Annotated in this window: 29 protein-coding genes; 15 read left to right on the plus strand and 14 right to left on the minus strand. The window is 49.7% G+C overall.

All coding sequences use genetic code 11. The annotated features are described in order from the left end of the window. Positions 1–3: 3 nt before the first annotated feature. The 8 genes from flgH (at position 4) to Q4491_RS19125 (ending at position 7,043) form a co-directional block, all read left to right on the plus strand. On the plus strand, positions 4–666 hold the full coding sequence (flgH, locus tag Q4491_RS19090) for a flagellar basal body L-ring protein FlgH (RefSeq protein WP_192016526.1): 663 nt from the start codon (positions 4–6) through the stop codon (positions 664–666). Between the two features lie 29 nt (positions 667–695). After that, positions 696–1,787, plus strand: coding sequence for a flagellar basal body P-ring protein FlgI (locus Q4491_RS19095; protein ID WP_255558004.1), 1,092 nt, complete (start codon positions 696–698; stop codon positions 1,785–1,787). Positions 1,788–1,796: 9 nt separating this feature from the next. Further along, positions 1,797–2,318, plus strand: coding sequence for a rod-binding protein (locus Q4491_RS19100; protein ID WP_303459936.1), 522 nt, complete (start codon positions 1,797–1,799; stop codon positions 2,316–2,318). Continuing rightward, positions 2,318–3,691, plus strand: coding sequence for a flagellar hook-associated protein FlgK (flgK, locus tag Q4491_RS19105; protein ID WP_303459939.1), 1,374 nt, complete (start codon positions 2,318–2,320; stop codon positions 3,689–3,691). The genes Q4491_RS19100 and flgK overlap by 1 nt, the downstream gene beginning before the upstream one ends. A gap of 9 nt (positions 3,692–3,700) precedes the next feature. Further along, positions 3,701–4,600 (plus strand): flagellar hook-associated protein FlgL, encoded by a 900-nt coding sequence (flgL, locus tag Q4491_RS19110; protein WP_303459942.1) that lies wholly within the window; start codon positions 3,701–3,703, stop codon positions 4,598–4,600. A 15-nt stretch (positions 4,601–4,615) separates the two neighbouring features. Continuing rightward, the gene (locus Q4491_RS19115) at positions 4,616–5,650 is read left to right on the plus strand and encodes a flagellin (protein ID WP_192016531.1); all 1,035 of its coding nucleotides are present in this window, start codon (positions 4,616–4,618) and stop codon (positions 5,648–5,650) included. Positions 5,651–6,036: 386 nt separating this feature from the next. After that, positions 6,037–6,513: a GNAT family N-acetyltransferase gene (locus Q4491_RS19120; protein WP_192016532.1), complete on the plus strand. Its 477-nt coding sequence runs from the start codon at positions 6,037–6,039 to the stop codon at positions 6,511–6,513. A 62-nt stretch (positions 6,514–6,575) separates the two neighbouring features. Next, positions 6,576–7,043, plus strand: coding sequence for a GNAT family N-acetyltransferase (locus Q4491_RS19125; RefSeq protein WP_303459947.1), 468 nt, complete (start codon positions 6,576–6,578; stop codon positions 7,041–7,043). A gap of 234 nt (positions 7,044–7,277) precedes the next feature. Here the strand turns inward: Q4491_RS19125 and Q4491_RS19130 are convergent, their stop codons facing one another. After that, positions 7,278–7,478: a hypothetical protein gene (locus tag Q4491_RS19130; RefSeq protein ID WP_303459950.1), complete on the minus strand. Its 201-nt coding sequence runs from the start codon at positions 7,476–7,478 to the stop codon at positions 7,278–7,280. Positions 7,479–7,679: 201 nt separating this feature from the next. Here Q4491_RS19130 and Q4491_RS19135 point away from each other — a divergent pair, with 201 nt between their 5' ends. The 5 genes from Q4491_RS19135 to Q4491_RS19150 all read left to right on the plus strand — a co-directional run bounded on the left by Q4491_RS19135 (position 7,680) and on the right by Q4491_RS19150 (position 11,056). Next, complete coding sequence (locus Q4491_RS19135; protein WP_303459953.1) at positions 7,680–9,179, plus strand: glycosyl hydrolase family 18 protein; 1,500 nt, start codon at positions 7,680–7,682, stop codon at positions 9,177–9,179. A gap of 415 nt (positions 9,180–9,594) precedes the next feature. Then, complete coding sequence (locus Q4491_RS21535; protein WP_368393616.1) at positions 9,595–9,828, plus strand: DUF805 domain-containing protein; 234 nt, start codon at positions 9,595–9,597, stop codon at positions 9,826–9,828. 3 nt (positions 9,829–9,831) lie between these two features. Further along, a complete protein-coding gene (locus Q4491_RS19140) occupies positions 9,832–9,963 on the plus strand; it encodes a hypothetical protein (RefSeq protein WP_303459955.1) in 132 nt (43 codons plus the stop codon). A 15-nt stretch (positions 9,964–9,978) separates the two neighbouring features. Then, positions 9,979–10,521 (plus strand): hypothetical protein, encoded by a 543-nt coding sequence (locus Q4491_RS19145; protein ID WP_303459959.1) that lies wholly within the window; start codon positions 9,979–9,981, stop codon positions 10,519–10,521. A 130-nt stretch (positions 10,522–10,651) separates the two neighbouring features. After that, positions 10,652–11,056, plus strand: coding sequence for a DUF1801 domain-containing protein (locus Q4491_RS19150; protein ID WP_303459962.1), 405 nt, complete (start codon positions 10,652–10,654; stop codon positions 11,054–11,056). Positions 11,057–11,122: 66 nt separating this feature from the next. On the opposite strand, the gene Q4491_RS19155 is transcribed toward Q4491_RS19150, so the two are convergent. Next, complete coding sequence (locus Q4491_RS19155; RefSeq protein ID WP_303459964.1) at positions 11,123–11,257, minus strand: hypothetical protein; 135 nt, start codon at positions 11,255–11,257, stop codon at positions 11,123–11,125. Here Q4491_RS19155 and Q4491_RS19160 point away from each other — a divergent pair. Together Q4491_RS19160 and Q4491_RS19165 are read left to right on the plus strand one after the other, a co-directional pair. Then, complete coding sequence (locus tag Q4491_RS19160; RefSeq protein WP_303459966.1) at positions 11,256–11,618, plus strand: VOC family protein; 363 nt, start codon at positions 11,256–11,258, stop codon at positions 11,616–11,618. The genes Q4491_RS19155 and Q4491_RS19160 overlap by 2 nt on opposite strands. A 98-nt stretch (positions 11,619–11,716) precedes the next feature. After that, positions 11,717–12,034 (plus strand): DUF4144 family protein, encoded by a 318-nt coding sequence (locus tag Q4491_RS19165; protein ID WP_303459969.1) that lies wholly within the window; start codon positions 11,717–11,719, stop codon positions 12,032–12,034. 93 nt (positions 12,035–12,127) lie between these two features. On the opposite strand, the gene Q4491_RS19170 is transcribed toward Q4491_RS19165, so the two are convergent. From Q4491_RS19170 to fliD, 12 genes are all read right to left on the minus strand, one after another. Then, entirely contained in the window at positions 12,128–12,733 is a 606-nt protein-coding gene (locus tag Q4491_RS19170; protein ID WP_303459972.1) for a hypothetical protein, read from the minus strand. Between the two features lie 188 nt (positions 12,734–12,921). Continuing rightward, the gene (locus Q4491_RS19175; protein ID WP_303459974.1) at positions 12,922–13,518 is read right to left on the minus strand and encodes a polymer-forming cytoskeletal protein; all 597 of its coding nucleotides are present in this window, start codon (positions 13,516–13,518) and stop codon (positions 12,922–12,924) included. Continuing rightward, entirely contained in the window at positions 13,422–14,372 is a 951-nt protein-coding gene (locus Q4491_RS19180; RefSeq protein ID WP_192016542.1) for a M23 family metallopeptidase, read from the minus strand. Before Q4491_RS19180 ends, Q4491_RS19175 begins: the two co-directional genes overlap by 97 nt. A 135-nt stretch (positions 14,373–14,507) precedes the next feature. Continuing rightward, a complete protein-coding gene (locus tag Q4491_RS19185) occupies positions 14,508–14,819 on the minus strand; it encodes a hypothetical protein (RefSeq protein WP_081669253.1) in 312 nt (103 codons plus the stop codon). A 61-nt stretch (positions 14,820–14,880) separates the two neighbouring features. Then, positions 14,881–15,846, minus strand: a complete 966-nt coding sequence (locus Q4491_RS19190) for a flagellar motor protein MotB (protein ID WP_303459979.1) — start codon at positions 15,844–15,846, stop codon at positions 14,881–14,883. After that, entirely contained in the window at positions 15,846–16,703 is an 858-nt protein-coding gene (gene motA, locus Q4491_RS19195; protein WP_027252369.1) for a flagellar motor stator protein MotA, read from the minus strand. The genes Q4491_RS19190 and motA overlap by 1 nt, the downstream gene beginning before the upstream one ends. Before the next feature lie 15 nt (positions 16,704–16,718). Then, positions 16,719–17,447 carry a FliA/WhiG family RNA polymerase sigma factor gene (locus Q4491_RS19200; RefSeq protein ID WP_192016544.1) on the minus strand — a complete coding sequence of 243 codons (729 nt, stop codon included), beginning with the start codon at positions 17,445–17,447 and terminating at the stop codon, positions 16,719–16,721. A 7-nt stretch (positions 17,448–17,454) separates the two neighbouring features. Further along, positions 17,455–17,928 carry a flagellar basal body-associated protein FliL gene (gene fliL / locus Q4491_RS19205; RefSeq protein WP_192016545.1) on the minus strand — a complete coding sequence of 158 codons (474 nt, stop codon included), beginning with the start codon at positions 17,926–17,928 and terminating at the stop codon, positions 17,455–17,457. A 15-nt stretch (positions 17,929–17,943) separates the two neighbouring features. After that, positions 17,944–19,050, minus strand: coding sequence for a flagellar hook-length control protein FliK (locus tag Q4491_RS19210; protein WP_303459985.1), 1,107 nt, complete (start codon positions 19,048–19,050; stop codon positions 17,944–17,946). Beyond that, entirely contained in the window at positions 19,050–19,355 is a 306-nt protein-coding gene (locus Q4491_RS19215) for a hypothetical protein (RefSeq protein ID WP_303459989.1), read from the minus strand. Before Q4491_RS19215 ends, Q4491_RS19210 begins: the two co-directional genes overlap by 1 nt. Next, a complete protein-coding gene (gene fliS, locus Q4491_RS19220; RefSeq protein WP_192016547.1) occupies positions 19,348–19,737 on the minus strand; it encodes a flagellar export chaperone FliS in 390 nt (129 codons plus the stop codon). The genes Q4491_RS19215 and fliS overlap by 8 nt, the downstream gene beginning before the upstream one ends. Positions 19,738–19,749: 12 nt before the next feature. Further along, the gene (gene fliD / locus Q4491_RS19225; protein ID WP_303459991.1) at positions 19,750–21,090 is read right to left on the minus strand and encodes a flagellar filament capping protein FliD; all 1,341 of its coding nucleotides are present in this window, start codon (positions 21,088–21,090) and stop codon (positions 19,750–19,752) included. Positions 21,091–21,383 lie beyond the last annotated feature (293 nt).

The raw sequence follows: 21,383 nt of genomic DNA on the forward strand, positions 1-21,383 counted from the left end.
CCTATGAAGTGGCTGATTCCATTTCTCATGGTGTTATTGACAGGGTGCACCATGCGCCCTGAATTCTCCACACCAGAACCCGATGATGAAGCCTTCGCGCCACCGGTACTGGATTACTCTTTGCCGGAAGCGTCTGACGGCAGTCTTTATCGCAACAACTACATGATGACCTTGTTTCAGGATCGCCGTGCTTACCGGGTAGGTGACATTCTCACCATAGTGCTGGACGAAGAAACCCAGTCGAGCAAAAAAGCCAATACCCAGTTTTCCAAAGACTCAGAAGTTGGCATCAGTGCGCCGGTATTTGGCAATTACACCGCAGACAACTTATCGGCCAGTGTGGATGCCAGCCGCGGCTTTGATGGTTCATCGCAAAGCTCGCAGGGTAACAAACTGAAAGGGGCGATTACAGTGACGGTGAACGCCGTGCTACCTAACGGCGTGCTGCGTATCCGCGGGGAAAAATGGCTGCGTCTCAATCAGGGCGATGAATTTATCCGCCTGTCAGGGATTGTGCGGGTCGACGACATTAACCGCTTGAATCAGGTGTCTTCGCAACGTATCGGTGATGCGCGTATCACCTATTCTGGCCGCGGAGCACTGGCTGACAGTAACTCAGCCGGCTGGCTGACTCAATTCTTTACTAGCCCATGGATGCCGTTCTGATGAAATCGTTCAAAACCCTATTGCTGTTTATGGCAGTGGCGCTTTGGGGAGCTCACTCTGTCTCTGCCAACGCCTCCATTGCTATGCCTATTATGGATTTAGTGGATGTGCAAGGCATCCGTGGTAACCAGTTGGTGGGCTATGGTCTGGTCGTTGGTCTTGATGGTACGGGTGACCGTAACCAGGTGAAATTTACCAGTCAGTCTGTCACCAATATGCTGCGCCAGTTTGGTGTGCAGATCAGCGAGGGCACCGATCCTAAGCTGAAAAACGTGGCGTCGGTCAGTGTGACTGCGTTTATCGATCCAATGGCAGGGAAAGGCCAGACAGTGAATATTGTGGTGTCATCCCTGGGTGATGCCAAAAGCTTGCGCGGCGGGACATTGCTGCTGACCCCTTTGCGGGGCGTGGACGGTGAAGTCTACGCGGTGGCACAGGGCAACGTGATTGTCGGCGGCGCCAGTGCTGAAGGTCTGAGTGGCTCGAAAGTGACCATTAACACCCCAACAACGGGGCGTATTCCGAACGGCGCCACACTGGAGCGAGAAATCCCGACTGATTTCAATCAAAAGCCCAATATCACGCTCAACCTGCGTACCCCGAGCTTCACCACCGCGAAAAACATTGCCCGCGCCGTCAATAACACCTTTGGTTCGGGTGTGGCAACGGCTATCAATAAGGCCAAAGTGGAAGTGCTGGCCCCTATGGATACCCAGCAGCGCGTGACCTTTATGTCGATGCTGGAAGAGCTGGTTGTCGAAGAAGGCCGTCGTCCGGCCAGAGTCGTGTTCAACTCCCGTACCGGTACTGTGGTGGTCGGCAAAAACGTGACAGTCAGCGCCGCAGCCGTCAGTCATGGCAGCCTGACAGTCACCATTCGTGAAATGCAGTCTGTCAGCCAGCCAAACGCCTTTGCCGACGGTGAAACCAAGGTGGTGAATAACTCGCTGGTCGATATCAGCCAGGACGAAGCACCTATGTATATCTGGCCGGAAGGTACTGAACTGAGCACGATTGTCGATGCGGTGAACAGCCTGGGGGCAACGCCGGATGATCTGATGTCAATTCTGCAGGCCCTGCATGAAGCGGGTGCGCTGAATGCTGAGCTGGTGGTTATTTAAGGAGTGGCAATGAAAATTGATGGTCAGGCTAACGCCATGCTGTATCACGATAACAGTGCAGTGAATAACCTGAAGTTTCAGGCTGATAAAAAACAGGCCCTGCATGAAGTGGCCGGTCAGTTTGAAGCCATGTTTCTGCAGATGGTGCTGCGCCAGATGCGCAGCAGCAGTGATGTACTGGCAGCGGAAGACAACCCGTTTTCGAGTAAAGAACAAGGCGTTTTTCGCGACTTCTATGACGGCCAACTGGCGATGGACATGGCGAAGCGACAAAGTGCCGGCATTGCCGACATGCTGGTTAAGCAACTTAGCCCGCATGACAGCGGCGATTCGGCGCTCAACCGTGAAAATCTGGCGGCCAACAGCCCGTCGCTGGCACCGGAGGCGGGCAAATTTAACACCGCCAGTGAGCAGGTCGCCCTTGATAAAGAACAGCTTCCGGCTACTCAACGAGTGACAGCCATTAACAATATGGCGTTTCAGCAGCCGCTAATTTCCAGGATTGATGCGAAAATGGAGCACGGATCTTAATGAGCATAATCAACATTGCATTAACCGGTTTGAATGCAAACCGTGCTGGCCTTGATGTTACCGCGCAAAATGTCGCTAACGTGAATACGCCGGGTTACAGCCGTCAGCAGGCGCAGTTTGCTGCGCTCGGTCCCAGTTCTGCACTGGGCACCAGTGCAGGTAACGGTGTGGAAGTCACCAGTATTCGCCGTATATCCGATGAATTTGTAGTGAGACAAACCTGGGCGACCCAAAGCCAGGCGTCCTATTCTTCACGTTATCTCAGCAATATGTCTCAGCTTGAAAACGTGATGGGGGCAGACAGCTTTAACATCGCCAAAGGTCTGGACAACTTGTACGCCGCCTTGAATGATGCGTCGGTGAAACCCGAGTCAACGCCGCTGCGTCAGCAAATCATCAGTGAAGCAGATGCTCTGACGCGCCGTTTCAATACGCTGTCTGAGTCTTATTACTCCCAGCATAAAGATCTGAGTGAACAGCGCACGGCGGCGGTCGAACTGAGTAACAGCTTGCTGGTGAATATTGCCGATGTGAACAAGCGTATTGTTGAAATGAGCTCGACCAACGGCAACCCGTCTCAACTGCTCGATGAACGTGACGCACTGATTGGACAGCTGTCTGAAATGATGTCCATCAAAACCAATAAGCAGCCGGATGGCAGTCTGCAGGTCACTCTGGCATCCGGTCAGCCGCTGGTGCTGGGTGATCAGGCCTCTCAGATCAAAGCCATTCCCGATCCGTCGGATCCCTATCTGGCCGACATGGAAATCGATTTTGCAGGCCAGCGTTTTCCAATTAACGGTAATATTGGCGGCGAGCTTGGCGCGATAGCCGATTATCAGGTAGAGACCCTGCTGCCTTTCCGTCAGACGCTGGATGAAATGGCTGTGGCGTTTGCTGATGCCTTTAACAACACCCTGGCCACCGGGCAGGATCTGAACGGCAATGCCGGCCAGCCATTGTTTACCTATGACCCGGCCAGCCCGTCTTCGAGCCTGAAGATTACCGCCCTGAAACCGGAAGAGCTGGCACTGTCTTCAGACGGTACTCCGGGTAACAGTGACGTGCTGACCGATTTAGTTGCTCTTAGCAACCAGACCTTTGCAATTACCGGTTACGGCAATATCGCTATCAGCGATACCTTTACTGCCATGGTAGGGGATACGGCGATCAAAGCACGCCAGGTCACCTCAGACGCAAAAGCGGCGGAAAACCTGAATGCACAAGCGATCTCAGTCAAAGAAAACCTGAGTTCAGTGAACAGCGATGAAGAAGCCGCCAATCTGATGATATTTGCCAATGCGTATCAGGCAAACATGAAGGTGATCAGTACGGCGAATAACCTGTTCGATACTGTACTGGCTCTGTTTTAAGGAATAATTATGCGTATCAGTGACACTCAATTCAGCCAGATGATGCTGAGCAGCCTGAGCAAAAACAATGTGGGTTTGGGCGAAGTGATGCAACAGATGTCGACCGGTGACCGTCTGACTAAGCTGTCGGACGACCCGATTGATTCCATCAAGCTTCTGAACCTCGGGCGCGAAGGCAGCGCACTGACTCAGTATCAGGCCAATATCGCCAACGTGAAAACTACGCTGTCAAGTCAGGAAGCCTATTTAGATACGGCAAGCGAAAGTTTAAAGAGTTTACGTGATCTTGTGCTATGGGGTTCAAACGGCACCATGACAGATGAAGATCGTCAGGGCATTATCACGGAAATGGAAAGCCTGAAAGAGGGCTTACAGGCGGTGTTCAATGCGCAGGACGAAGAAGGTATCTATCTGTTTTCCGGCACCCAGACCGACACACAGGCTCTGACGGATACCGGCGCAGGTTACACGCTGAATGGCAATGCTGATAAGCGTCTGGTGACAGTCGCCAAAGGGGTCACGATGGAATCTAACGTGACGGCGCTGGAGTTGCTGGATTTAGGTGGCGGTGCCACTGTCTTTCAGAAAATTGATGATCTGATTGCGGAATTTCAGGCCCCGACGGCCAATTTCAGAACAGAAGTGGATGACACCCTGGCGGCTATAGATACCACTTTTGGCAACGTGTTAGGCGCCATGACCGACATGGGCGGCCGCCACAATAACCTGGATCTGATGTCAGACGGACACGCCGATAACAAGCTGTTCGTTGATAAAGTGGAAGGCGACCTGAAAAACCTGGATTACGCGGAAGCGTCTGTACGTTTGAGCAATTATCTCTCGGCACTTCAGGCATCACAGGCCAGCTTTACCAAGATTAACGATCTGTCATTGTTTGATCGCTTATAAGGAAGAGAGAACACTATGGTGAACTCTACTGCAGAGATTCGGCAACAGTCGATTTCACTGCTGAAAAATGACAAGGCAACAATTTCACCACCGGCACCTGCCGGTGGCTCTGTTTCCGCTGTTCAGGACACGGCACCGGCGCAACGCCCGGCTGTCGTCAAAGGCGGATACACGGCAACCAGCGAGTTATTCTCGCAGGGCCAGCAACAAGTGACCCGGGGTCAGATTGCGTATCAGAGTCTGGTCAGCGTGGGCCGTGATCTACAGGGGATGAAAAAAATCCTCACTCAGATGCTGGGCAGTTCGACCGCGATTACCCAAGGCCGTGTGGATCAGCTTCAGCGCCACCATAGCCACATACAGCAAACGCTGAATGGCAGTCGGTTTGATGGTGAACGGGTGCTGGACAGTCAGCTTCAGTTTCAGCCCAAAGGCGATCCCAAGCAAAGCTTTACGGTGAACGGGCTGAACCTGGTACGCCAGCGACAGCAGAGTGAGCAGCTTCACCTGACGGTACAGGATCGCGGCACGGCGCTGCTGACCTTTGATGCCTCGCAAACCGATCGCCAGCTGACCCAGCAAATAGACAAAGCAGTCATTCCGCTCGGTCTGCGGGCGGCTGCCACAGAAAGCGGCGATGTGATCTTCTCAACCTCTCAGTCGGATTTTCAGACCTTAGGCCAGCATGTCACCATCAGCGGGCAGGGCCACCGTTACCCGGCCGGTCAGCCGAATCGCATTAAAGTGCAGCCCGAGCCACAGGGCATTGAAAGTATCTCCCTGAAACTGGCAGACGGTGAACAAATTCGCCACACCATGCGCCATGTCAATCAGGGGTTGCAACAGATCCAGAAAGGGCTGGATCAGTTGAGAAACTTCCAGGCCGATCTGGACTCGAAAGTCGGCAAGGCGATGGCCGGGCAGTCTGCTGAGCGCATTGATACCAAGCTGCAATCGTTGCAGGACACCCGCTCCTTTGCTGCCGCCTTCCAGGTGGTATCAGCCCAGGCTAACGTTCACCGTCATACTGTGGTTGCTTTGTTGAAGTAGCGACTGTTTTGTTGAAGACACTAGTGAAAGGAAGCTCAGCTTCCGCCTGAGTGGATAAGTTTTCCCGCCACACTGAATCACGGTCTGCCTAGCAGGCCGTTCTTTTTTCATAGGCAGTGTATCTGCCTGCACAAAAATCTGTGCAAAGCCACAGATATGCATGTAAACACATGATATTTAGTGAAACTTCACTCATATCAAAATATGATGCTTGCCTTAAATAATACCTACCATCAAAACGCTAAACCCACTTCGTGACTTGATTGTCAGGGGCGGTAACATGTCTGGCAATGTCTATCGGAAATGGCACTGCGGTACAGAGCGAAACGAGCTGGGCGGCGCGATGGTGCAGGAAATGTTATGTGTGTAACTTAGGAAGCAACTTTATGATCACAATCCGAAAGGCGATTAAGTCAGATGTTCAGGCAATTTTCGATCTCAGAAGTCGTGCGATTCTTGACCAATGTTCAGCATACTATTCCTTAGAGCAGTTAGCATTGTGGACTCAGAGCGGAATAACGGACTCATTAATCCGGGACATTATCGAAACATTCTATGTTTCAGAAGCAGATGATCGAGTGATTGGTTGCGGTAAGCTTACTGCTGCTACGGGTATGGTCGATGCGATTTTTGTCGATCCTGATTACTTTGGTAGAGGTGCTGCAAAGCAAATGCTGGCATTTCTAGAGGAGTTAGGCAAACAACATGGCCTGTCATTGCTAAAGTTAGAATCGACGTTGAACGCAGCGCCTTTTTATCGCTCCTGTGGTTTTATTGGTGAGGCGCTTTCTACTTATCATTCTCCAAGAGGCGTGAGTTTGGATTGTATTCCAATGGAAAAACCCCTGACAAAATACGTATAACAGAGATGGGTAAGTGAGCGTTAACAGGACAGTCTCGTTATGAGTTTTCAGCGGAAATGAATATGGAAATTTTAGTCAAACATCTCGAACCAGGAAATAGTGAACATAAAAATCTATTTGAGTCTTTGTTCAGAGAGTATCTTTCCGGCTTTTCTGTAGCGTTTGATCCTGCAGTCATTGAACAATTGTTTGCGTTGTCCTATTTTCACGGTTTTATGAGCTTCATTGACGACAAGCCTGCAGGTTTTGCTGTTTGCTTTGAATCTTTTTCTACATATCGATTGCAGAGAGTCATGAACATTCATGACTTTATGGTTGCGAATCGCTGTAGAGGTAAAGGGGTAGGTAAGGCGCAACTTCATGCGATAGAGCAGTATTGTCGCGATAATCACTATCTGAAAATTACCCTGGAAGTGGCCGATGATAATGTTGCTGCTAAAAAACTGTATAGTTCATGTCAGTACGAAGATTACAGGGTAGTTTTGAAAGGTCAGCAACATTGGCAGAAATATCTCAATACGTGCGCATAGCAATTTACTATAGTGCCAATCGTTGCTGTTCTCGATCCTTTTATCCCACATGGCACGACTTGCATGCCGAACTTAGGGTTAGGTTTTAACAGGACAGTCACTTTTAAAATAGGGCCATCATTGCCCGGCGGGTCAATCTGTTGAGAGTATTGATACCAAGCTGCAATCGTTGCAGGACACCCGCTCCTTTGCTGCCGCCTTCCAGGTGGTATCAGCCCAGGCTAACGTTCACCGTCATACTGTGGTTGCTTTGTTGAAGTAGCGACTGTTTTGTTGAAACGCCAGTGAAAGGAAGCTCAGCTTCCGCCTGAGTGGATAAGTTTTCCCGCCACACTGAATCACGGTCTGCCTAGCAGGCCGTTTTTTCATAAGCAGTGCATCTGCCAGCCTGAAATAATATCTACCATCAATGCACTGAAATTCTGCTTCAAGCATTGATGTATCCATCACAGTTACCAGAGGAAGGATATTTGACCTTGGTATACGCTTTGGTTGCCTATCCGACTAATAAGCCGTAGAAAAATCCGACCTGAAAAATTGTGAAATGTATCGCAAGTGCGGTCCTGTGATTGTTGAAATTTCGATTTTCGCATCTAGCGTTTATATGAAATTGACCTCTTACAAGGAGAGCGTACCATGGTGGAATTTACAAAACCTGATCATGCAACAGATTATTGTTATGAAAAAGATGGCTTTTCTCCCTCTTCAGAAACTCAAAAGCTGAGCTACACATCTGAACGTGTTGCCAATCGACTCTACAATCACTACGAGACAACTCACAAACCTAAGGTGTTTGGTTATTACACTGACAGGTCGCAATATGATGGTCGGCTCGACAACATAGAGTGCCCGCCCTGGGAACGTGGACGGGGAGGGGACTTAGCGCTATTGGATCCGCGCGCATACGATAAAATCATTGTCGGTTTTGCTGGGATCTTAGGTGATCTGGGCGAGAAGGAGCAGGCAATCCGTAATGCTGCACTCGAGTTCCAAAGAACCCAAGACGGTGATATCACTTTCCTGGATAGCTGGGGTGATGCTCAGGCTTACCGAAACAACGGGTTTGATAGCTGGAAAGATATTCAGATCCCAGCGGACTTTCACCAAGCTAAAGTACAAGGTGTGTTGGGCGGCCTACGTGAAAAACAAGCCGAAGCTCTCCGTGCTGGACATTTTTTAGTCCTTTCTTTTAGTATCGGTGGCTGGACTATGAGTGACGGTTTTTACCACACCTCCCGAGATCCGGTTAAACGTGCTAATTTCTGCGCCAGTGTCGTCGACATGCTACAGCGATTCCCAATGTTCACCGAGCTGGATTTAGACTGGGAATACCCTGGCGCCCCTGGTAATGGAAACCACCACGGTGCAGATGACTGGCAATACTACAAGCTGCTTGTTCAAGACTTAAAAGCCGCACTGACCAATGCAGGCCTAGGTAAAACAAAAGTGAGCATTGCAACATCAGCAGATCCTGAAATCATGGCTCTGTCTCATATCCCTGAGCTGATAGCCGCTGGTGTTGAGGGCATTAACCTAATGACGTACGATTTTTTCGGCACGCCTTGGGCAGATGCACTGAATCACCACACTAACCTGTATTCGACTAAAGAAACCGCATTCAGTGTCGATACCGCCGTCATGTACTTACTGGATCTCGGCGTTCAACCAGGCAACATCAATATTGGTTATGCCGGATATACCAGAAACGCACGCGGCGCTGAGCTTACTAGTCAATCACCGCTTTCCGGCAGTTATCAACCCGGTTCTGATACCACAACCGGCACGTTTGAGTCAGGTACATCAGAATGGTATGACATTCTTTATAACTATCTTGACCTGAATGCTCAATCAGGCAAAAACGGGTTCTCCTTGTATACCGATGAACAGGCTGACGCAGATTATCTCTACAATCCCAACTCAAAACTCTTTATGTCTTTATATACACCCAGAACCGCCAGAGCCAAAGGGGCTTATGCTGCCAATTTAGGATTAGGGGGCGTGTTTACCTGGACCATTGATCAGGATAACGGTTTGCTGGTGAACGCCGTTCGCGAAGGACTAGGATGCTCCATTCTTCACCAAGAAGTTGATATGGCACCGTTCTATTTCAGAGGAGAAAATACCAAGCGTTACTAACGCTGAATTATTAGTCATCGATAAGCTTTATTTTCACTCCTAATTTCTAACCCCTACTTAAGTGGGGGTTATCATTTGAATCGCTCTAATCCTATTTCAACAGTTAGTTGACAACTACGAGCTGAATTTTCATCAGAAATGGGTATTGCGCCCAATTCGTCGAAAAGTTCCTTGAAATAAAAGATATTCACTCGCAATAACCACACCTTTTAAGCAATGTCGAAACTAATAATCAACAGGTGTGTCGCTCTGGCGTTATTTACTTAAAAAAAGCATTAATTTAACCTGCAGCCCGTCGTCCTTAGCTGTGCATGAAAGCTGTTTGATTGCTATGGCATGTATGGCTTGCCTGTCATTCAAGTGATTTCACAGCATCCAATAATAATGATATTGATAAAATTAAGAGTTGGCAGATATGAGACATTATTTAAGTGTGATTAAAAAACATGCGGATTCAGAAGGCAGGGCTCGTCGTCAGGAATATTGGATGTTCTGCCTGATTAATGCGCTTATCAGTTATCTGTTTCTTTTCATTAGTGAGGCTATTAACGATGACTATGCACTTTTCGCTGTGTATACCAGCCTGACTCTAATACCTTCACTAATGCTCACTGTACGCCGATTACATGATACCAATCGTAGTGATTGATGGATGCTGGTTGCTATTGTACCCTTGATTGGCGCAATTATTGGTATCAGTGTCATGATGGAAGTCGGTACTTCGGGCGATAATGACGATGGCACTGACCCGAAAGCGACGCCTGGCCCAATCCAATATGTGTAAAACAAGGAGCGTTATGTGTATCAGAAAATCATCGTTTTAATTGCCGTCATCTTTGCTGTTTCTGGCTGTAAAGATCGCGATGAAACCTATGCAAACCCGCCGCAGGAGCTGCTGCTGCATGTTGAAAGGTTACTGCCGGCCGCAGAACACTATGTGCACGGTAATGAAGCAGAAGCATTGGAGAAGGGGGAGCCATTAAATGCAAATCAGCTGAGGATTGCCTCTAGGGTTGGTTTGAAATCGCCAAATAAAGTGCGTGTTTATTATGTCGATAAACTCCCTTTTCCCGATGATCCTGAGCTTGCTGCGTTAGCCACAAAGTATGGCTACAGTTCCCCTTTAACGGGGGCGTATACTTATGGCTACGGACTCTGGATTAAACGTTCAGAGAAAGACAATCAAGAGCTGCTGGCACACGAGCTCATCCACGTCCGTCAGGCAGAGCAGCTGGGCGTTCGGGAACAGACTAAACAGTATTTACTGCAATTGTTTATTTACGGGTACCGCAATGCGCCCATGGAGCTTGAAGCCTACCGTGAAGCCAGCCAGTATCTGTGAGCACAGTACCGCTGATTACTAATAAATACCGGGATTCAGTGATGGTGCTGCTTCAGTCGATAGGTTATAGCAATGTTGAAATAAAAATCAGGGAGTGATTGGAATTCAATGCCACCTTCAGGAAAAAGACATGGACGAAACAGTAAAAGCAAAGTTTGACAGTTATCCGGCTCATATCAAACCTGTGATGCTAAACCTGCGCAGTGTGGTGTTAGGTGTTGCTAAAGCCCATGATCTGGGGAATGTTGAAGAAGCACTGAAATGGGGCGAACCCAGCTATCAGGTGAAAGGGGGTAGCCCGGTCAGGATGAACTGGTCATCCAAAGATCCTGCACACTATTTTCTCTACTTTAACTGCAATACCCGGTTAGTGGATACTTTCCGTGAAGTATACGGACACTCGCTGTCCTTGCAGGGTAACCGAGCTATCGTCTTGAATGTTGCTGATCCTCTGCCAGCAGCGATTGTCAGTCATTGCGTCGAGCTGGCGTTCAATTATAAACGTCTGCGTCATTTGCCGCTGTTAGGTGTGTAACTTAAGGTAGACACTGATCCCCATCGTTGAGTATCGCAATGCAGTAACAGCAGCCCTTTTTGCAGACTATGCTAATGCATGCTCACGCTTGGTCGGTTTATCAGTGAAAACCTGAGTGTTTGCCAGTGTGAGTGTTTTACCGCCATAGTCTTTGAACCATCGGGTAACTTGTGCCGTCTGGTAAATAGGAGGATTCATCATGAAAGCTGTGTTTAAACCCGGCAACAATATCGCAATGAAGATACCTTCGCATGAGTATGAGAAAACGCTGAGTTTTTATCGTGAAGTGATTGCCATTCCGGAACTGGCTCGTGAAAAAGACACAGATACGCCCCGTTTTCAGTTTGGTGATAAAACGCTGTGGCTCGATAACGTCCCGGGTATCAGCCAGGCCGAAATCTGGCTCGAAATTGTGACTGATGATATTGCCGCTGCAGCAGAGCATCTTGCGAGCCACAAGATTGCCCGATGTGATGAGATTGAACCTTTGCCGGAAGGATTTGCCGCATTTTGGGTTGCCAGCCCTTCGAATATTATTCATTTGGTATCGCAATCTGACTAAGCGTCGCTCCCGCAAATAACACCGGCTGGCTGGGTACTTGCCTGTTGTACCTGAATGCAGGCAATATGGGCGGATTGAACCAGCAAGGTGGATTATTCATGGTTGTTTGGCCCGCGGTGTTGAAATATGAGGGTGATCAGGAGCTGAGTGTTGTTGCTGATCGCCATACTTGGGAGTCGGATTCTGATTTGCATTGCTTTGGCTTTCAGCCGGGTGATGTGCTGATTGATTCAGCCGGGCAGGTGTTTCGTCTTTTGAGCCTGCGCTCTGGCGACACCAGCTTAGAAAAGACGGAACAGACAATGCGCCTTGATGAGATTGTTGAGATCATCAAAGCGCATCAGTCTTGTCTGGGCGCATGTTGTGCGGCTAAGGTGTCTTTTGCCTCTGTCGCAGAGGCTATCAGTGCTTTATAGAAAGCGCTTTATAAAAAGCGCTCTTAAAAAAGTGCGATACAAGACAGTGCAATACAAGACGCCGGCTAGCTGCACGAGCAGGGGCTGATTACCTTATTCCCAGCCAAAAACCGCATCGTAGGTTTGGCAATTGCTGACCAGAGTTTCCGTATCTTCAAGGTAGAGCTGTTGCTCAGCCGATACCGGATAAGTCAGCCATTCTGAACACTGCGCGCTCTGCCCATTGCCGATCACCAGTTTGCTGCCTGGTTTCAGTTCACACTGTGTCATTTTGTCCAGCGGCGACCATTGATAGCAAATTTCGTAACCTTCCCGATACTGGGCCACTTTTCCGTTTGGCTGGTTTGCCGCCCACCAGGCACCAAACTGGCTGTTGGGGTTGGTGCTGTTCCAGGCCCGAAAGACGGTCAGTGCTTCCCCTTCTTTCACTTCGTACACTTTTCCCTGACACAATTTGCCCTTAGTAGGCTGACCGAGAGAACTGGCCAGCAACTGGGGATCATCGACAAGGTTTAGCTTACTGGCCCATGCCGCAGGCGGCTCTGTTGAGCCAATACAGGCACTGGCATCAAGAATGTCCTGAGTAGCGTTGGCGGGATTGGCCGTATCAGTTTGTGCGGTATCGCCCGGAGTTGATGTGCAGCCTGAGAGTGCAAAACTGGCAATAAAGATGGCGGTCAGGGTAAGCCTTGTTTTCATTTCATGATCCTTATGTATCCAACTGAATATGTACTGATTATCGTATCTTGATGATTGCTTTTCTGGACTAACTGAAAGTAAACGATGAATTTGAGAAGCAGATAACAGTTTTTATCTGGCAGGCGGTCAGCAGGAGAGTGCGGAGGGAAAACAGAAATAACCGGAATGCTGGATTCCGGTTATGCCGTTTATTTGCGGGCGTTGGCTTGCTTTCTGGTATCAGTGACAGGCGCCGTCACTGTTGATGCTGCAGAAGCTGCTGGTTTCACTGGCGCTGCGCTTTTATCCGTAGTGCTGGATGCCTCTGCTGATTTGAGCTGAGTCGGTGGCGTTAGTGGTGCGGTCTCTTTACCGCTTTCTTTCTTGCTGAGATCTGGGGAGGCCTCGGCGGCTTTTACCGGTTCTTCTTTATTAATAGTGACGACTTTTTCTTTATCAGCCGGGTAAGTCTGACCGTGGAAGCAACCGCCTCGCTCAATGCAAATATCATTAGTGTAAATGACACCTTTGGCTTTGCCTTTTTCCAGGATCTCAATGCTGTCGGCGTGGCAGGCTCCTTCATGCAGGCCGTTGATGACCACTTTGCTGGCAAAGATCTCGCCAGAGACACGGCCCGTTGCACTTATCGATAACGTTTGTTCGGTACGAATACGTCCTTCGATGTAGCCATCAACCTGGATATTACCGCTTAGTTCGATATCTCCTTTAAAGGAACAGCCTTGTGCAATGATAGTTGCAGTTGAGTGCTTGCTTGTGCTTCCAGCACTTTTACTAAAGAGTCCCATTGGATGCTCCTCTCATGGTTAAACAGATAGTCAAAGTTGTCGGGTCCCCAGTTGATAAAATACTTGGGATTCAAAGCCCGACCCAGAAAACGGACCTCATAATGGAGATGGGGGCCAGTCGAGGTGCCACTGTTGCCTGATAATGCAATTAAATCGCCTTTTCTGACGAAATCACCGGTTTTGACTTTGAATGCTTTCAGGTGCGCATACAGAGTCATGAATCCATAGCCGTGGTCAATTTTCATCAAATTGCCGTAGCCTTTTTTACTCGGTCGTACCAGCTCTACCACGCCATCGGCAGGGGAGTGCACTGATGTTCCCGTGTGTCCACTGAGATCGATACCCAGATGACGACGCTTGTTACCGTAAACCGGATGGTTACGCGAGCCGTATGAGGAAGAAATACGCCGGTATTCCATAGGGCTACCGTTAGGTATTACTTTCAGCATGGCGACACGTACCGCCGAGTTCAGTGCAGCTGTATCCAGACGGGTATCCAAAGGTTGTTCCCCTTCGCTTTCAATACCCAAAACGTTTTCCAGCTCATTCACGCGGCCAGAAATCTGCTCCAGTTCATAGCGCCTGTCAGCCAGGTTTTGCTCCAGCGACTGCCGGTCGCTTTCCAGATTAAGAATTTCATCTTTCAGTTCATTGGCATGCTGGTTTAACTGCGATTTTTCCTGTTGTGTCTGATCAACAGCATTCCATAAATACTGAATCGAAAATGCCATGACCACGACGGCGACGATGAACAACAGCAGGGTTGCAATCAGGTTCCGCCGTAAATACTTACCCAGTTGAAAATGGTAAGACCCGTTAATCGTTGATATCGAGATAGTGAGTTGATCTTTCATTACGCTAAGCTCATTCGCTTTCTCTTACGCATAAGGCGACAAGCTGGATGCAGGATTAACTCTTGCCAGGAAAGGATGATGCAAAACTGTGCTCTGTGGCATAAGTTCCTGAAACGTGTCCTGCTGCCTGTCCCGTTAAGCGATGAGAAAGAAAAAATACAAAAATAGAATAAAAGCCAGCAATATCGCGGCAAGCGTAGGGTAGATAATGTAGAAATCACCGCTACGTCGTGCGCGTTTGAAACACAGATAGGAAAGCAGTCCGTTGTAGCCTAAAAGCAATAAACTGATTGTCGTCCCTGTATTCAGTGTCATGCTGTGCATCCTCAGCAAAAAATGGCTGAGCAGAAAATAATCCAGCACTATGAGCCAGAGAAATAACTTTTGCAGACTGTCCGGTCGACGTTCACTTGGGACAATTGCGGAAGAAGATGCAGCTCTTTTCATGGGTTAACTTCGCTAAAGTTCTCCAGGTGGCAAAGGGATAATCCCTTTGCCGGTTACTCAATTAAGACGCTTCAATGTAGTCCTGACGGATAACAGGCTGATTAAATTCTGCTTTCTCACGGGCCTGCTGTATCACAGGACCGTCATCGTTAGCCGGTGGCCCTTTGAACAGTGTTTCCACCATTCGGGCAGCCACTGATGTGAGGACAAACAACTCAATACGTCGGTTTTCGCTGGCTTTCGGTTCTTCAGGGTTCAGCGGCGCACGATCAGCCATGCCAGCAACCTGCAAGACATGATTTTCAGGCGCTCCGCCGACAATCAGAGTCTGGCGAGCTGCATTGGCGCGTGAAGCCGACAGCTCCCAGTTTGATTTTTCGCTGAAAGTGCCGCTGTAACGAACCGCATCTGTGTGGCCACTGATAATCAGCGGATTCTGAATCTTCTGGAAAATGGGGGCCAGTGCCAGTAATAAATCCTCAAAGAAAGGCGTCAGCTCGCTGCTTCCCCGGTGGAACATGTTCTGGCGGAAGTCGTCCTGCAAGACAATGCGAAGTCCTTGCGGCGTCACATCGACATGCACGTTTCCTTCTGCTGAAACCTGCTTCGCCAGTTCCTCAACCACTTGCGCCAGTACTTTCAGTTGTTCCTGAGTTTCATATGTACCCTGAACCAGTGCATCAGTTTGTGAACCATCGCCATTTCCGTCGTAGAAGGAGGTGACAGTCACAGCAGCATCATGCGAGCTGAGGTCCGCCGCTTCACCGCCCAGATCGATAGGAGACAGGCTGGTGGAGGTATTAAACGGATTACCTGAAGCCTGATCGAACAAACTGGAGCTGTTGAGATAAGCAACGATCGCTTGGCGTTCCGTCTTGTCGACAATGGCCAGGATCCACAGCACAAGAAACAGCGCCATCAGGGCTATCATGAAGTCGGCAAATGCGACTTTCCATGCCCCTCCATGCCCTGCTTCATGCGAATTGCGGCGTGCTCGTTTGATGATGATCTGATCGTGCCGTTGCATTATGCCTCCTGCTCAGACAGCCATTTTTCCATGTCATTGAAGCTTGGCTTCACATCGAGCTGAATGTGTTTACGACCAGCATCTATGGCCAGCAGAGTAGGCTTCTTGGCCACATAAGCGACCAGTGTGGCCCGGACACATTCAAAGGCGGTCATGTCACGTTTAACACGTTGCGACATGGCATTACTGGCCGGGTCAAGCACACAGTAACAACCGAAAATACCGAGGAATGTCCCCACCAGTGCGGCGGCAACTTTGTAGCCAATTTGCGCGATAGAGCCGTCGATGAACTGCATAGTGATAATGATGCCCATCACTGCCGCCAGAATCCCGAAGCCTGGCAGGGCCTCAGCTGTACGGTGCAGTGAACGAGAAGGCAGCAGAAGGTCATCTTCAATGGCCATGATTTCCTGCTCCAGCAGAGCTTCCAGCTCATGGGGTGACATCTGGCCCATGGCCATTAGTCGCAGGTTATCGGTAATGAAAGCCACCAGGTGGCTGTCGTCTTTGACCAGCGGATAACGTTCGAAAATCTCGCTGTTTTGAGAATCTTCTATGTGGCTGTCCAGTGATTTGAAACCACCGTTACGTATGGTTTCCAGCAACAGTTGCATCAGACCCATCAGCTGCATGTAGTATTCTTGTTCGTTTTTGCGGGGCTTCATTATCTGGCGAAACTGAATACGCATTTCACGAATAACATGTGGTGGGTTGCCTATGATGATAGAGCCCAGTGCAGCACCGGTAATAATAAGAATTTCAGCAGGCTGCCAGATGGCCATCAAAGTACCGCCGGCCCATAGGTAACCGCCGAAAACACACAACAGAATGACGATTGCGCCGGTAAATTTTTGCATGTCAATTTGCTCCTATCAGCAAAGATATTGATTCAGTTGTTTCAGTGCCTGCTTATGAAGCTGGCATACACGAGGCGGTGTCAGGTTCAGCACCAGTGCAATTTCGTGCAGGTTCATATCATGTTGATAGAACAGGGTCAGCAGAAGCTGTTCACGCGGTTTGAGCTTGCCAAGCGCCGCCGATAGCGTACGGCGAATATGTTCATGACGAACCGATTCACCGCCGTCATGGTTCATCGAAAAATCGGAACCGCTTTCAAGCAATTGATCCAGGCTTTGCATTTCGCTGGCCATAGAGGCATTCAGGCGCTGCAGATAATCTGCCTGGTCCGTGCCTAACGCTGCGATGATTTCGGCCTCCGATGGCTGGCGGCCGAGTTTTTTCATTAAGTCGCGGGTAACGTCATTCAGTTCGTGCGCCTGCTGACGGGTTTGGCGCGAGCGCCAGTCAAGACGGCGCAGTTCGTCGAGAATGGAACCGCGGATCCGGCATACGGCAAAAGACGGGAAATTCGGGTCTTCCACGTTACCGTAGCGACGACCTGCTTCCAGCAGTCCCATCAGACCGATTTGCTGCATATCTTCCAGACTGCAGTGGGTGCTGACATGACTGCGTAGCTGATTGACAACACGTTTGACTAAGATCAGGTGATCACGGATCAGCTTATCTTCGTTCACTACCGGGTTGTTACGCCCGGTGTCGTGTTTTTTCTCGTACTCTTCAGTCGGGTTGATATCTAGCATAGGCGCCTCACTGAATCACATATTTGGTCAGCAATACATTGTCGATGGCGCGGGCATAACGTGTCTGACTGAAAGCGTTCAGCAATGTACCTTTGACTTCATCCTGAAGCTCTTCAATCGTCCGTTGGTTCTGCAGTTGCTCATAGGTTTTATTGCTGAAGAGTTTGAGCAGGGCATTGCGTACAACCGGCATATAGTTATCGATACCTTCAATCGCTTCTGCGTTACGTGTTTCCAGCGCCAGTTCCATCATGATGAAGTGCGTTTGACGCTCGCCTTTCACCGACAGAACCAGTTTTTCCAGCGGATGGAAAATAGGATCGGTATTCTCTGGTTGGCTAAAGGGGAGACTGAAACTGGCACCGCCTTCGCCCTGATGACTTTTGACGTACCAAAGGGTACCGCCAACACTGGCAGCAGCGACCAGTACGCTGGTGATCAGCATGATGATAATGATCAAGACGAGATTACGCTGGGTCATGTAAATGGCTCCTCATCAGGCTCTGGTTGATAACCAATGGCCTGAATCTGTTGTTGTTATCTGGCTGTCATCAGCCTGATTGTTGGCAAAAATAACGGGTTGTGAGTCTTCTTGTGTATGCTCTTGCTGCTGACCCTGACGGCCATCACCGACATTGACATCAACATGAACAAAATTCTGTTCCTGTAACTCGGCTCTCAGCCGCTCAGACACCTGAACCAGCGCATCACGGACGGCCGACTGGCTGGCATGGATTTGAACACTGAGACGATCGCCATCCATACGAACAGTTAAATCCAGTTTGCCCAGGTCAGGCGGATCCAGACGAATGCGTGCTTCCTGCAAATTCTGGCTGGCCTGCAATTGCACTCTGTCCTGCAGTACCTGGATCATCTGCTCTCCCCATTTACCTTGCTGGCTCTGAGGGAGTTTGACACTGGCCCATTCCACGGGAGCCGCGGCGTTTTGAGCCTGTTGGGATGAACCGGATTGCAAGGCTGCAGAGTTAGCGGCACTGTCTGCAGACAGTCCTGCAATCAGGGTTTGCAGAGAAGGGGCTGTGCCGGCGCTGCGGGATTCAACTAATCCTGTTAACGCGAGATCCTGCTGAGCCGGTGACTGGCTGCGTTGCTGCAGCAGGGCAGTAAAGCGAGCGTTGTCGGCTGACTGTGTACTGACAGCCTGGCTGTCTGTCGGTGCTGCGGGTGTTGCGGTAGCGCCGGATTGCATCAAGCGCGTTTCTCGCATGCCGGTATTCGCGGACGCTGAAATGGCGTTTTCTGCAGTACTGACCGCCGCTCCGGGCGCCCCGGTATTGGTTGCCGAGCTTGCTCCCAGCTGCTTTTCGGCCTGCGCCAGCAGATTGGCAATGATGTCCGCTGCCGCGGCGGGAGACAGTACCGGTTTGCTGTCTGGCTGCTGGTCTGACAGTTCGGCAGCATCGGCCGTGTAAGAGGTCTCAGTAATGGCTGCTTCCTGTTTGTCAGCGGCGGCATTGGATTGCAGCGTGTCACTGAAGTTAGAAGCAGTGCCATCATTGGACGGTTTGACTTTGCCGGAAAGCATGTCCGCCGACTCGTTGTCACTGTTAGCCAGTTTGGAATGTGAGACGATAGTGTTCATTAAAGCTCCATATTCATGGCCATTTGATATGCCAGAAGTCCTTCTTTTCCTTCACCGACGGCATTCATGTCTTGCTGTAACTTTTCTTTCGCTGCATTGACCGCAGCGATGGCTGCCTGATGACTGCTTTTCAAATGGGCAAGCGCCTGAAGATAATCTTCAGTCAGCTGAGTCCCTTTCAGATTCCGCAGTACTTTTTGTAACGTCTGATCAAGCTGCTGAAGGCGATCCCAGTCGCTATCAGTCACGGTGCGGTCAAGATGCTGTCTGAGAGTCACGAGCTGGCTCACTGTGATGTTAGACATGCTGACCAAAACCTTCCCATCCCTCACGGACGTTAGTCATGACATTTTCCACCGTTGCCAGGTGTTCGACTTTGTTCTGGGAACTGGCCTTAAAGAGCTCGCTGATGCAAAACTCGTAAAGGTCGTGAAGATTGGCAGCCAGCTCGCCACCTGCTTCAACATCCAGCGCACTGTCGAGACCAATCAGGATGTTCATGCACTTACTGATGCCTTTCCCTTTGGCTTCCAGACGGTTGGATTCGATGTGACCTTTGACCCGGACGACTTCATCCAGCAGGCCGTCAATCAGCATGATCACCAGTTGGTGAGGATTTGCTGATGCGGCCTGGGCATCCAGATCGACGCTTTGATACGAATCAAAGCCCGAGTTTTGCATTAGCATGGGTTAACTCCTTTAAATCGCGAATAATCCGCTTGTTTGCTGCATTTGTGTCATCAACTGGTTCATCTGAGTGAACTGGGCGAGATAACGGTCGTAAGACATCTGGTACTTGCGCTCCAGATTGGACATTTTGTCGTCAATACGGCTGATATTTTGCTGAAGGCTGTCTTTGCGGTTATTGAAGACGCCATCAGAGAACGACAGGTAAGGTTTTATTGTTGCTTCCAGCGAGTCGAACAATTTATCGGTGCCGTTGAACATTTCGTTCAGTGCTGCCGGATCAGCGGCCTGGGCGGCTTCGAACTTGTCATTGTCGATTGCCAGTTTGCCGTTTCGGTCAATACTGACACCTACTGAATACAAGCTCTGGCCGTTGTAAGACTGACGGAAAATACTGCTGATCTGGTTTTCCAGAGAACGGATGGTGCCATCACCGGCCAATGGGCCACGTTTTTCATCTTTTGAACCGACCTTGGTGTATTTGTCGATTTCAGACATCAGCGCGTTATAGGCATCCACCATTTTATTCAGTTGTTCTTTGGTGGCTTCTTTATCAGAACCTACAGTGATACCGATTGGCTGGTCACCACTGGTTTGCGCTTTAGAAACGGTCAGATCAACGCCGTCAATCACACCTTCAAAGGTATTGGAGCTGTTGGTCAGTTTCAGGCCAGTGCCTTCAGCACCCAGCCAGATCACCGCATCTTTAGGTGTGCTGATATCCGTGCTGTTGGCAAAAGCGTTTTCGAAGTTGGCATCACCTGTACCTGTCACGTTGACAGACACTGTATTGGCGACACCGGTTTCCTTGCCGGACAGCATGAAGTGGGTTTCGCCGTTGGCGCGAACCAGTGAGGCGTTCACACCCGGGTTGTTTTCATCAGTATTGATAGCGGCGACCAGTTCCTGAAGGGTGGCAGTGCCATCGCTGTCAGTGTCCACGGTCGCCAGATCAAGCGTCATGGTATTGCCATCCATGGAGATAACCATACTACCTGCAGCAGGAATGGCTGTGTCGGCTGTGGTACCTGCGCCCAAATCAACACCCATCTGATGAGAGGTCGCGATTTGCTCGACAAATACCTGATACTCACCCGCCAGCGCGCTGGCATTGACACTGGCACTGATGTTGCCTTCCTGCGAGAAAGTGGCACCATTTTTTACCACGCTGTCATTCAGGCCATTCATGTCTTCTACTGCAGTTCGGAATGTCCGTAACGCAGTTTCAACTTTGCCGTAAGCAGAAATCTGGCTTTGGTATTTATCAGCCTGAGTCTGAAAACGTTGCTGAAACGGCTGAATCTCATAGGTGGCCAGCTGTGTTGCCATACTGATCGGATCGATGGAACTCATGGAAAAACTCCTATATTTATGACTACTAAAGCAATTAGTGTGCCACTGTGTTAATTGGTTGAAATTATTGGAATTGTCATGGTTTTTCCACGTAAAGCGGAAGCTGGATTTCCGATCGGGTTTCCGCTTTGTCTTCCGTCTGGCAGTGATTGCTTCCAGATGGAAACTGCTCCGCTTCAGCAGGAAACAGACAGGTGAAGCCAACTCGCTTTGCAGGATCACCTTGTCGCCTATGCAACAATCCCTATGAAGTAGGGCGGCGAATTGGTTGGGGTCATTAAGAAGTGCAACGG

Origin of the sequence: Photobacterium sp. 2_MG-2023 (assembly GCF_030547675.1) — a bacterium.
GTDB classification, from domain to species: Bacteria; Pseudomonadota; Gammaproteobacteria; order Enterobacterales; family Vibrionaceae; genus Photobacterium; species Photobacterium arenosum.

Coding starts and splice junctions, on each gene's coding strand:
- Q4491_RS19130 (WP_303459950.1), bottom strand. CDS start 7,478: ATGCTTGAAGCAGAATTTCAGTGCATTGATGGTAGATATTATTTCAGG.
- flgK (WP_303459939.1), top strand. CDS start 2,318: ATGAGCATAATCAACATTGCATTAACCGGTTTGAATGCAAACCGTGCT.
- Q4491_RS19175 (WP_303459974.1), bottom strand. CDS start 13,518: ATGGGACTCTTTAGTAAAAGTGCTGGAAGCACAAGCAAGCACTCAACT.
- Q4491_RS19100 (WP_303459936.1), top strand. CDS start 1,797: ATGAAAATTGATGGTCAGGCTAACGCCATGCTGTATCACGATAACAGT.
- Q4491_RS19120 (WP_192016532.1), top strand. CDS start 6,037: ATGATCACAATCCGAAAGGCGATTAAGTCAGATGTTCAGGCAATTTTC.
- Q4491_RS19155 (WP_303459964.1), bottom strand. CDS start 11,257: ATGATGAATCCTCCTATTTACCAGACGGCACAAGTTACCCGATGGTTC.
- Q4491_RS19200 (WP_192016544.1), bottom strand. CDS start 17,447: ATGCTAGATATCAACCCGACTGAAGAGTACGAGAAAAAACACGACACC.
- Q4491_RS19215 (WP_303459989.1), bottom strand. CDS start 19,355: ATGTCTAACATCACAGTGAGCCAGCTCGTGACTCTCAGACAGCATCTT.
- Q4491_RS19190 (WP_303459979.1), bottom strand. CDS start 15,846: ATGCAACGGCACGATCAGATCATCATCAAACGAGCACGCCGCAATTCG.
- flgL (WP_303459942.1), top strand. CDS start 3,701: ATGCGTATCAGTGACACTCAATTCAGCCAGATGATGCTGAGCAGCCTG.
- Q4491_RS19210 (WP_303459985.1), bottom strand. CDS start 19,050: ATGAACACTATCGTCTCACATTCCAAACTGGCTAACAGTGACAACGAG.
- Q4491_RS19125 (WP_303459947.1), top strand. CDS start 6,576: ATGGAAATTTTAGTCAAACATCTCGAACCAGGAAATAGTGAACATAAA.
- Q4491_RS19180 (WP_192016542.1), bottom strand. CDS start 14,372: ATGAAAGATCAACTCACTATCTCGATATCAACGATTAACGGGTCTTAC.
- Q4491_RS19165 (WP_303459969.1), top strand. CDS start 11,717: ATGGTTGTTTGGCCCGCGGTGTTGAAATATGAGGGTGATCAGGAGCTG.
- Q4491_RS19115 (WP_192016531.1), top strand. CDS start 4,616: ATGGTGAACTCTACTGCAGAGATTCGGCAACAGTCGATTTCACTGCTG.
- fliS (WP_192016547.1), bottom strand. CDS start 19,737: ATGCTAATGCAAAACTCGGGCTTTGATTCGTATCAAAGCGTCGATCTG.
- Q4491_RS19160 (WP_303459966.1), top strand. CDS start 11,256: ATGAAAGCTGTGTTTAAACCCGGCAACAATATCGCAATGAAGATACCT.
- Q4491_RS19140 (WP_303459955.1), top strand. CDS start 9,832: ATGCTGGTTGCTATTGTACCCTTGATTGGCGCAATTATTGGTATCAGT.
- Q4491_RS19095 (WP_255558004.1), top strand. CDS start 696: ATGGCAGTGGCGCTTTGGGGAGCTCACTCTGTCTCTGCCAACGCCTCC.
- fliL (WP_192016545.1), bottom strand. CDS start 17,928: ATGACCCAGCGTAATCTCGTCTTGATCATTATCATCATGCTGATCACC.
- motA (WP_027252369.1), bottom strand. CDS start 16,703: ATGCAAAAATTTACCGGCGCAATCGTCATTCTGTTGTGTGTTTTCGGC.
- fliD (WP_303459991.1), bottom strand. CDS start 21,090: ATGAGTTCCATCGATCCGATCAGTATGGCAACACAGCTGGCCACCTAT.
- Q4491_RS21535 (WP_368393616.1), top strand. CDS start 9,595: ATGAGACATTATTTAAGTGTGATTAAAAAACATGCGGATTCAGAAGGC.
- Q4491_RS19150 (WP_303459962.1), top strand. CDS start 10,652: ATGGACGAAACAGTAAAAGCAAAGTTTGACAGTTATCCGGCTCATATC.
- Q4491_RS19185 (WP_081669253.1), bottom strand. CDS start 14,819: ATGAAAAGAGCTGCATCTTCTTCCGCAATTGTCCCAAGTGAACGTCGA.
- Q4491_RS19135 (WP_303459953.1), top strand. CDS start 7,680: ATGGTGGAATTTACAAAACCTGATCATGCAACAGATTATTGTTATGAA.
- flgH (WP_192016526.1), top strand. CDS start 4: ATGAAGTGGCTGATTCCATTTCTCATGGTGTTATTGACAGGGTGCACC.
- Q4491_RS19170 (WP_303459972.1), bottom strand. CDS start 12,733: ATGAAAACAAGGCTTACCCTGACCGCCATCTTTATTGCCAGTTTTGCA.